This window comes from Peribacillus sp. NPDC096622, from assembly GCF_044762665.1.
In the GTDB taxonomy this organism is placed as follows: domain Bacteria; phylum Bacillota; class Bacilli; order Bacillales; family DSM-1321; genus Peribacillus; species Peribacillus frigoritolerans_B.
Genome location: NZ_JBIWES010000045.1, coordinates 1 through 8,125 on the forward strand (window position 1 = coordinate 1; position 8,125 = coordinate 8,125).

An 8,125-nucleotide genomic window follows, 5' to 3' on the forward strand; every position below is an offset into this window, starting at 1 on the left:
TTCAATACTCTGTTTAAAAGTAGAATGAAAAAATAATTTCCCTAATACACCGAGTGGTGCAAATCGTTGATACATCAATGTTTATAGAGGGAGGTTAGTGGAATGAAAAGTGAATTAATCCATTATTATCTTTATTATGTTAACTGCATAAATCAGTTGTACAGAGTTAATAAAGTTGTTTAATTTGCAATTATTTTGTGGTAATGAAATTAAATATCAAATAAAGGAAATATCTTCTTGACAGTCGAATAGTAGCCTAGAACCATAATTAACTATTCCGATGAGGAGGATTCTTGTGCGTCCACGACCATTATCTATTGAAAATCCAGAGTATGATAGGTATGTTAGTCTTGTGCCAGATGGAGATATTGAAGAAATACTTAGTAAGCAACGAACTAAGACCATTACCCTCTTGAGGAGCATATCAGAGGAGTCAGCAAGGAAGGCGTACGCACCAGGGAAATGGACTTTAAAAGAAGTGATTGGGCATATGGCCGACGTGGAACGTGTGATGTCGTATCGAATGCTTGCCATTGCACGAAATGAAAGTGCACCACTCCCAGCAATGGATCAGGATCAATACGTTTCTGCGGCAAACTTCAACAAATTATCCTGGGAGCAGCTACTAGCTGGTTTAGAAACGGTACGCTCCAACACGTTAAGTCTTATTTCAACCATTGATGATGCAGCGTGGGAGCGTAATGGAACTGTAATGAACAGCCCAGTTTCGATAGGTACCTTTGCATATGGTATTGTCGGGCACGAGTTACACCATATGAAAGTGATTAGTGATAAATACTTATAAGTCTTTTTCTATTAATGAAAAAACCTAATTTCTCATTTAATGCTGAGAAATTAGGTTTTTTAATATTGAAACTTCCTTAACGTTGCTGACGCTACTGTACAGAGTTAATAAAGTTGTTTAATTTACAATAAAGTCATTAAAAAATAATAATGTTGTTTAAAAATCCTTATGTCACTAACGGGGCAGGATAGTTGTATAAAGGGGTTCAAAAACATTTAGATAATCTTCACCTAAATGTTTTTTTGTTTGTTTTTTTGTACGACTGTACTAAAATAAGAACATGAGTAAAAAAAATGATCCAACTAACCAAAAACAAATGTCATTCATCGAAAAAGCTCGTAGAGCTCAAATTGTGGAATGTGCGATTGAAACAATCGCAGAAGTAGGTTACGCTCAAGCCTCTTTAGGACAAATTGCAAAACGTGCAAAAATCAGTAAGGGGGTTATTTCTTATCACTTTGCAAATAAAGAGGAATTATTGGAGCAAATACCTATTGAATACTATATGGCTTGGCAATCATATATTGCTCCACGAATAGAAGCTCAAAAATCTCCTAAAGAAATGCTTCGGGTGTATATTGAATCCAATCTTACATTCGTAGATGAAAATCGGAAGCATGTTTTCGCTGTTATAGAAACGGTTTCTAATCAGAGAACTGCTGATGGTAAACTTCGGTTTGCAGCAGACCATGATGAAACTATTTTACTTCCAATTGAAAATATTCTCACCCTAGGGATGCAAGAAGGAATTTTCCGAGAGTTTACAAGACCATCGGCAAGGGTGATGGCGTTAACAATAAGAAATGCCATTGACGGGTTCACCATTGAATTAATGAGAAAGCCACATTTAGATGTTCAGGAGTATACTAGAGAACTGGTTACAATCTTCGATAAATCAACTAAAAAGTAATGTGTCACATAGGAGGATAACAATGATTTACTATGAGGTACTTTGTTATAGTTGTAAAAAAATATTCAGAGTATACGAAGGTTCACTAAAATATAAACAATTTAAGGAAAGAAAGAGTAGGACTTTTTGTTGCGATGATTGTGGTCATAAAATACGCATTGAAGCAATCAAAAATTTCTTTAGATAGTTTTTTGGGGAGAGTCCTACTAATAGATTGTGAAGGATTGTACTTAAACTAACGGGTGCGTTAGTTCATTAAGGATCACAAAAAATAATCCATTTTGAACATTTTTTTCAAATGGATTCTTTGTGTTTACGCTAATATGGGGGTTCAGGAGGACCTTTTGATCAATCATTATTTCAAAGCTTGTCACTTTAGGAGTTATTTTTTACCTGTTTTAAGCGTTATTTTGCACTATAAGTAAATATAAAAATACTACCTTTTAATAAAGGGGTAGGGTCAAGACCACATATTTAAAAAGTCCAATTTCTCAGCACAAAAATTGAGAAATTGGACTTTTATCGGATTCTGGTGCAAAAATAATGATATAGAAACAAAGAATCCGGTAATATCCTGTTAACTTTGGGATTAAGCAGCTACTCCGAACAACTTATGAATGAATTCAACCTCATTTGGGCAAACTTTTCCCGTTGATGAGGTTTCTTTCTAATTCTGCAATGACACACATCATTTGGAACATGGCTTTTCCTGTATAGGTTCTTGTATCCATTATTAGAAAAAGAACAAGCTCAAAATCTTTCTTGCTCTTTTTCTTAAGCTATTAATCTAAAACAAATATATCTGTGTGTACTTTTTCGCCCTTTTCCCAAGTAACGGAAGCTTTATAAATATTTTCTTTTTTTGGTGCATCACCTAAATAAAATGACTCATGAGAAAAAGGATGTAATTTAGTCTCTGCTCCATCTTCTGCTCTTCCTTCTTTAAAACTTGTCAGAGTTATTAGAGTTTTATCATTCTCTAATAGCGCGATTTCTTTGACAACAACTTTGTCATCATTAAGTTGTTTAATCGAGGCATCCCAGCCAGTTGGTTCACTAGCATCTCTATTTTCTTTATAACTCACTTTCCACATATCGTTATCCGATTTCCCAGAAATAGATCCAGTGGAGTTATACCAATAAATTCCTAACAAAATTACTAATAGCGGTATAAAGAAAACTAAATAACTTTTTTTCATTGTATTCTCTCCAAGTTAAAATTTAATGACGCGATATTTTACCCACCTAGTATCAATTTTTTTAAAGTTTCTCTTTAAATAATTACTTGTATGACCAGATAGATACAGGGTTCCATTGGATTTCTCATATACAAACATAGAATGTGAGTATCTAGTGGCCTCATCTTTTTTAAATTGGATTACATCTCCTACATCTGCATAGCTAATAAGCGTTTTTTTGCTTGTACTAGACTTTGTTGATTGAGTTTTGCTCCAAAAGGCATAAAAATCTGAAACATTTATCCATGATGTTGATTTTTTAAAGGTTGGAACTTTGCCACTATCATTCATATAACTATACCAGTATTTTGTATTACTAGTGCTCGCGGGAACAGGAGATGGTTTTTTCTTGCTTTTTCCACCGGCAAATAAAATTTGTGATACGAAATTAGTACAATCGTTATTTTGGGATTGATACTGATAACTATTTCTAGAATTATACCATTTTTTTGCGTAAGCCTTTGCCTTGCTTACACTATAAGTTGAATAAGTAGAAAATTCAAGTTCTGGAATACCTTCCTGCTTTTCCTCTTCAACTTCTATTTCGGCTTCAATATCTCCTATAGTTTTTTCTTTTTGTACTTCTAAAGCATTTAAAAACTCTTCCTTTTGAGCTTCTAATACTTCGGGTGTTTGACTTTCTTCTGTGTTGGAATCTTCATACATTCCTAAATTTGTTTCATACGCATACGTATATTCAGAAATATACGCTGCTATAATACCGTATGATGGATCCTCTGCTAATTCAGTATTAGTTTCCTCTTCATAGTTCAGTTTCATTACATATTCACTATATTCAGGAGAACCCATTTCGTAGTTTAATTGTTTTTCATTTAAATAGGTCAAAAATGCTTTTTCTGCCTCTTCAAGAGTATATTCCTCTCTTGGTTTTTCCAATGGTTCTTCATTAGCCTTTACAAAGTTGGGATTTACGTTGGTTAAGAACAATGTTGCACAAAATAATAAACCGAATATTCTTTTCAATTTTTTTCTCCCTATACATATTTTTCCATACTGTAGTATATTAACAATAATATATCCAAATTTCTACATTTTTCTCATGGGATAATAATATGGTTAAAATGGAAATGGCTAGAAAACCAGATATAAAAGCTACTTTGTTTTACACTTTTGATGAAAATATGCCTGAAAAACTTTATGAATATAAAATTTGGTTTAATGAAAATGCAGGTACAGCAACAATTATTAGCAATAATGAAAATGCAAGTTATGGAGAGTTAGATAAAGATAATCTAAAAGCCCTGAAAAAAATTTTTCTTAATAAACGGGTGATTTAGCTGAAGCTCAGAGCTGTCTTTAAGGCAGCTTTTTCTTATGGCACTAACGGGGCAGGTTTGTTCTATAAGGGACTTGGGAGTACAATCTGCTAAAATAGTTAGAAATAAGCAGGGAAGGATAAAGTAAATGTGTGGAATCAATTTCATTTTAGCTAACACCTATAAAGAAGCGTATAAGGAAGAAACATATGTAGAATTTGAAGAGGGAATACACTCATATCTTTTAAGTAAGGAAAAGGACTCTAATAATGAGTTTGGTTTACTTCTAAATCTTAATATTTATGGTGAAACGATATTGTATAGAGACGAGATTAATGAATTAATAGGTATATGTGATGGCGTAATTAATAAATACACAGGGGAGGACAAAGAACAAAAAGTTAGACGTTTTGCTAAAGAGTTAAAGTTTATTTGCATAGAAGCGTTACAGCGAAAAAAACATATATTTGCCATAGGTGATTAGTTTTAAAAAGTCTTAAACTTGGTGCGTTAGCTCAAGATCGGAGCTGTCTTTAAGGCAGCTCTTTCTTTATGCAACTATCAAGGCAGGATAATTCAGTAACGTCGCAGAACAAAAAAAAAAGACAGTGTACCACGCTGCCTCTTTTTGTATGGGTTAAAGAAAACGAAGAATTATTTAAACTTATCTAGTGAAATTATTCTATGTTTTAATTCTGAATTCATATCTAAAACACCTATCACAAATTGATTATCTTCCGTCAATGTTATGTATCTGAAATAATCATCATCAGAAATCAACAAATCGGTGTCATTCGTCATTTTTTCCATTTTGGCAAATACATCTACTGTGTACTCCAGGTGAAAAAAATCATCCAATCCCTTGCTTGAGCTACCTACCCAGGTATACAGAAAATCTTTCAGTGTGATTTGTTCAAGCATCGATAATTGTTTCTTGAATTTTAACTTATCTACTGTTACGTTTATCATCTTTCAACACTCCTTAACATCAAGTATTCATTATATATATTGAAGTCTCCTTCAACAATGCTATTTGCGTAACAATCCGTTTACAGTTTAGTTACTATATTACTATACTAAAGGGGCAGGTTAGTTCTGAACTAACGGGTGCGTTAGCTGAGGATCGGAGCTGTCTTTTAGGCAGCTTTTTCTTTATGCAAATAACGGGCAGGTTAGTTCAATAGAGTTATATTAATTATTATGTTGACTTTAAATACTTTAGCCGCCATTTTGTTTGGCTTTTTTCTATTGCCAATAAAAAAATTAATAAAAAATATAATATTTTTTGTAACGAAATTACCTTGAATCGGATATATAGAGAAAGGAGGAAAAGGCTTGGGAGAACTAGATGAAATTTATAGCAATTATGCTGAAGAAGTATTCAAATATCTAATGTGTCTTTGTTACAACGCAGATTTATCAGAAGAACTAACACAAGAAACCTTCTATCAAGCTGTAAAATCCATTGATAGATATAATAGTGAATGTAAGATGTCAGTTTGGCTTTGTCAAATAGCGAAGCACTCCTATTATAAGCATCTTGAACGTAATAAGAAACAACAAAGACATATGTTTCAAGATGACACATTACATACTTCTCCTGAAGCTGAATTTATTCATTCGGAAGACAAAATTGCCCTATACCGAATAATACACTTACTTGAAGAACCATATAAAGAGGTTTTACTTTTGAGAATCTTAGGTGGTCTTAGTTTCAAAGAAATAGGAGAAATTCAGCTGAAAAATGAAAACTGGGCGAGAGTTACTTTTTATAGGGCTAAGATAAAATTAAGGGAAAGGGGTAAGGATAACAATGGACAATAAATGCAATATAGTGAGAGATTTACTTCCATCATATATCGATCATTTGTGCAGTCAAGATAGTATTCATTTTATTGAGGAACATATGAAATCGTGTAAAAAATGTAGAGAAGTATTAGAAAGTATGAAAAATGATGTTGATTTTACCGATGAGATAGATGAAGTTTATAAAGTGGAAGTAAAGAGACCATTCCAAAAAGTATCCAGATTCTTCAACGGTCAAAAGAAACTGACGAATTATTTACTTCTAGCAACACTTTTCTCCTTGCTGTTTGGATTCATTTTTCTATTCCATTCGATTATAAAGTTTAGTGAACATAGAAAAGAAGTAACTAAGTTAGAAGTAGTAGAACAAGAAAAAGAAGCCATTATGGATGATGTATTTCATATTCTTGGAGCCTCAACAGAAGTGACTGAAAAAGAAGAAAAACAACTTCTTACAATATTTAATAAGTATAATAAAAAACTTAATTTGTTAGCTGTTTTTCCAGCAGCAGATATAGAAGATTGGTTACAGGAAAATGCTTCTGTAAAACAGAAACCTACAGCAATCTATCCTATTGAGTACAATGAAGCTTCCATCATCATTGGAAATAAGGGGATAGTTAGGAAGAATGAGCCTATTACCCCTAGTGGTTACGATTTAGGAACTGTTGTGATGGCGAAAAATGAGTGGGTCATTCAATATGAATATAAAAGTTCGTATGAACAGACTATTGAGAGACATCACCAATTAACCTATTACGGACCAAGCACGTGGAGTATTTTTCAGGCACCGATATTATTATTTACTTTATTTAGTGTTCTTTTGATATTTTGGATTTTCTTAATGAGACAAAATAAACGTCTTAAAGATGTAATGGGATAATATATTTACAGTTCTTATTTTACTAAGAGCTAGTTCTTCAACTAATGGGTGCTTTAGCTTAGGATTGGAGCTGTCTTTAAAAGGCAGATTTTTCTTTATGGAACTAACGGGGCAGGTTAGTTGAAGAAGTTTTCTCAATATGTACTGTTTCCCAAAGTTGTTTCTTACAGCTACAATAATGGTGAAACACAATGAGAAATTGAGAAGGAGCTTATGCAGTTTGAATGTTATTAAATATTTTGGAATCCAATTTATTCTATTTACTGTAATAATCCTAACAGGGTTTTACTCAGATAGTTACATAAGCAAGCCATTTACTTACACTGATTTAATAGCAATAATTATTCATTTTGCTATACTAATCGTCGTGTTAAATGGATACTTTAAGCTAAAAGAACGTCTAACGCCTATTCATTTATTTAATAGAGTTTTACTTTCTTTGTTAGCTTTTGTTATTACCATTATTTTTATAGAGATTTTAACAGGAGAATGAGATTATTTTATCCCTAATCGCGGAATTTAAGGAGGATTTTTAATGTACATAGTGTCCAATTACTTAAATAAATTCAAATACTATATTTATGAGGATTTACGTTCAACAGGCTATCCGGACAGGTGCTCTGGTGATGGTTATGCTAAACGCTTTAAAACCATTGAGGAAGCTGAGGAATACGTAAGGAAAGGACATATATATCTTAAATATGATTCTCCTAATTTTACAATTGAAGAAGTCATAGTGAAGCCAGTAAAAAACTTTACTGTTGAACCTGAATGAATTTAGGAGGAGCAGGCAATGTAGCCTTTTTGTTATTAAGCTAACGGGGCAGGATAGCTTAATAACAAATATGGTTTTTTATGGTAATATAAACTTAATTATTTTCATTAAGGAGTCTACCTGCAATATGAAATTAGATGATAAAAAGAAAAAGATTCAAATGGAATACAGGGAGAAATTACAGCAATAGAAACAGAATAAAAAATTCACACTTGAAGCAATCGTAGTTGCTATTATCATTTTTCTATTCATTGTTTTAAATTTAATTTTTAAAACCTTTTAATATTAAGCTAACAGATCAGAGCTGTCTTTAAGGCAGCTATTTCTTTATGGAACTATCGGGGCAGCATTCCTGTTAGAAGGATGTTCGGGGTCTTGAAAGAAAAAGAGCCCTCTTGTATGATGCATGAGTGTCAACGACCATTGACCCA

11 protein-coding genes and 1 pseudogene are annotated in these 8,125 nt (G+C 32.7%); 8 read left to right on the forward strand and 4 right to left on the reverse strand.

The genetic code is table 11. The features are described from left to right. The first annotated feature begins 295 nt into the window (after positions 1-295). The 3 genes from ACIQYG_RS26530 to ACIQYG_RS26540 all read left to right on the forward strand — a co-directional run bounded on the left by ACIQYG_RS26530 (position 296) and on the right by ACIQYG_RS26540 (position 1,902). Positions 296-805, forward strand: a complete 510-nt coding sequence (locus ACIQYG_RS26530; RefSeq protein WP_402844480.1) for a DinB family protein — start codon at positions 296-298, stop codon at positions 803-805. Between the two features lie 280 nt (positions 806-1,085). Beyond that, positions 1,086-1,715 (forward strand): TetR/AcrR family transcriptional regulator, encoded by a 630-nt coding sequence (locus ACIQYG_RS26535; RefSeq protein ID WP_402844483.1) that lies wholly within the window; start codon positions 1,086-1,088, stop codon positions 1,713-1,715. Between the two features lie 22 nt (positions 1,716-1,737). Then, positions 1,738-1,902, forward strand: coding sequence for a DUF2197 domain-containing protein (locus ACIQYG_RS26540; RefSeq protein ID WP_241594750.1), 165 nt, complete (start codon positions 1,738-1,740; stop codon positions 1,900-1,902). Positions 1,903-2,368: 466 nt separating this feature from the next. Here ACIQYG_RS26540 and ACIQYG_RS26545 read toward each other — a convergent pair. From ACIQYG_RS26545 to ACIQYG_RS26555, 3 genes and pseudogenes are all read right to left on the reverse strand, one after another. Further along, positions 2,369-2,446 (reverse strand): annotated as a pseudogene (locus tag ACIQYG_RS26545) (recombinase family protein); the annotation flags it as partial. A gap of 51 nt (positions 2,447-2,497) precedes the next feature. Beyond that, positions 2,498-2,914: a hypothetical protein gene (locus tag ACIQYG_RS26550; RefSeq protein WP_402844486.1), complete on the reverse strand. Its 417-nt coding sequence runs from the start codon at positions 2,912-2,914 to the stop codon at positions 2,498-2,500. 15 nt (positions 2,915-2,929) lie between these two features. Further along, positions 2,930-3,937 carry an amidase domain-containing protein gene (locus ACIQYG_RS26555; protein WP_402844489.1) on the reverse strand — a complete coding sequence of 336 codons (1,008 nt, stop codon included), beginning with the start codon at positions 3,935-3,937 and terminating at the stop codon, positions 2,930-2,932. An 89-nt stretch (positions 3,938-4,026) separates the two neighbouring features. On the opposite strand from ACIQYG_RS26555, the gene ACIQYG_RS26560 reads away from it, so the two are divergent. Both ACIQYG_RS26560 and ACIQYG_RS26565 read left to right on the forward strand, forming a co-directional pair. Beyond that, on the forward strand, positions 4,027-4,251 hold the full coding sequence (locus ACIQYG_RS26560; protein ID WP_402844492.1) for a hypothetical protein: 225 nt from the start codon (positions 4,027-4,029) through the stop codon (positions 4,249-4,251). 127 nt (positions 4,252-4,378) lie between these two features. Then, complete coding sequence (locus ACIQYG_RS26565) at positions 4,379-4,714, forward strand: hypothetical protein (RefSeq protein ID WP_402844494.1); 336 nt, start codon at positions 4,379-4,381, stop codon at positions 4,712-4,714. Between the two features lie 170 nt (positions 4,715-4,884). Here the strand turns inward: ACIQYG_RS26565 and ACIQYG_RS26570 are convergent, their stop codons facing one another. After that, a complete protein-coding gene (locus tag ACIQYG_RS26570) occupies positions 4,885-5,199 on the reverse strand; it encodes a hypothetical protein (protein ID WP_328132081.1) in 315 nt (104 codons plus the stop codon). A gap of 366 nt (positions 5,200-5,565) precedes the next feature. On the opposite strand from ACIQYG_RS26570, the gene ACIQYG_RS26575 reads away from it, so the two are divergent. The 3 genes from ACIQYG_RS26575 (at position 5,566) to ACIQYG_RS26585 (ending at position 7,694) form a co-directional block, all read left to right on the forward strand. After that, the gene (locus ACIQYG_RS26575) at positions 5,566-6,054 is read left to right on the forward strand and encodes an RNA polymerase sigma factor (RefSeq protein ID WP_402844496.1); all 489 of its coding nucleotides are present in this window, start codon (positions 5,566-5,568) and stop codon (positions 6,052-6,054) included. Then, a complete protein-coding gene (locus tag ACIQYG_RS26580) occupies positions 6,044-6,919 on the forward strand; it encodes a zf-HC2 domain-containing protein (RefSeq protein WP_402844499.1) in 876 nt (291 codons plus the stop codon). Before ACIQYG_RS26575 ends, ACIQYG_RS26580 begins: the two co-directional genes overlap by 11 nt. A 535-nt stretch (positions 6,920-7,454) precedes the next feature. Beyond that, entirely contained in the window at positions 7,455-7,694 is a 240-nt protein-coding gene (locus ACIQYG_RS26585; RefSeq protein WP_061463114.1) for a hypothetical protein, read from the forward strand. Positions 7,695-8,125: the final 431 nt, after the last annotated feature.

Bases quoted from the DNA above. Each gene is read 5' to 3' on its own strand.
- ACIQYG_RS26535 (WP_402844483.1), top strand. From the start codon at position 1,086: ATGAGTAAAAAAAATGATCCAACTAACCAAAAACAAATGTCATTCATC.
- ACIQYG_RS26540 (WP_241594750.1), top strand. From the start codon at position 1,738: ATGATTTACTATGAGGTACTTTGTTATAGTTGTAAAAAAATATTCAGA.
- ACIQYG_RS26550 (WP_402844486.1), bottom strand. From the start codon at position 2,914: ATGAAAAAAAGTTATTTAGTTTTCTTTATACCGCTATTAGTAATTTTG.
- ACIQYG_RS26560 (WP_402844492.1), top strand. From the start codon at position 4,027: ATGGTTAAAATGGAAATGGCTAGAAAACCAGATATAAAAGCTACTTTG.
- ACIQYG_RS26565 (WP_402844494.1), top strand. From the start codon at position 4,379: ATGTGTGGAATCAATTTCATTTTAGCTAACACCTATAAAGAAGCGTAT.
- ACIQYG_RS26570 (WP_328132081.1), bottom strand. From the start codon at position 5,199: ATGATAAACGTAACAGTAGATAAGTTAAAATTCAAGAAACAATTATCG.
- ACIQYG_RS26580 (WP_402844499.1), top strand. From the start codon at position 6,044: ATGGACAATAAATGCAATATAGTGAGAGATTTACTTCCATCATATATC.
- ACIQYG_RS26585 (WP_061463114.1), top strand. From the start codon at position 7,455: ATGTACATAGTGTCCAATTACTTAAATAAATTCAAATACTATATTTAT.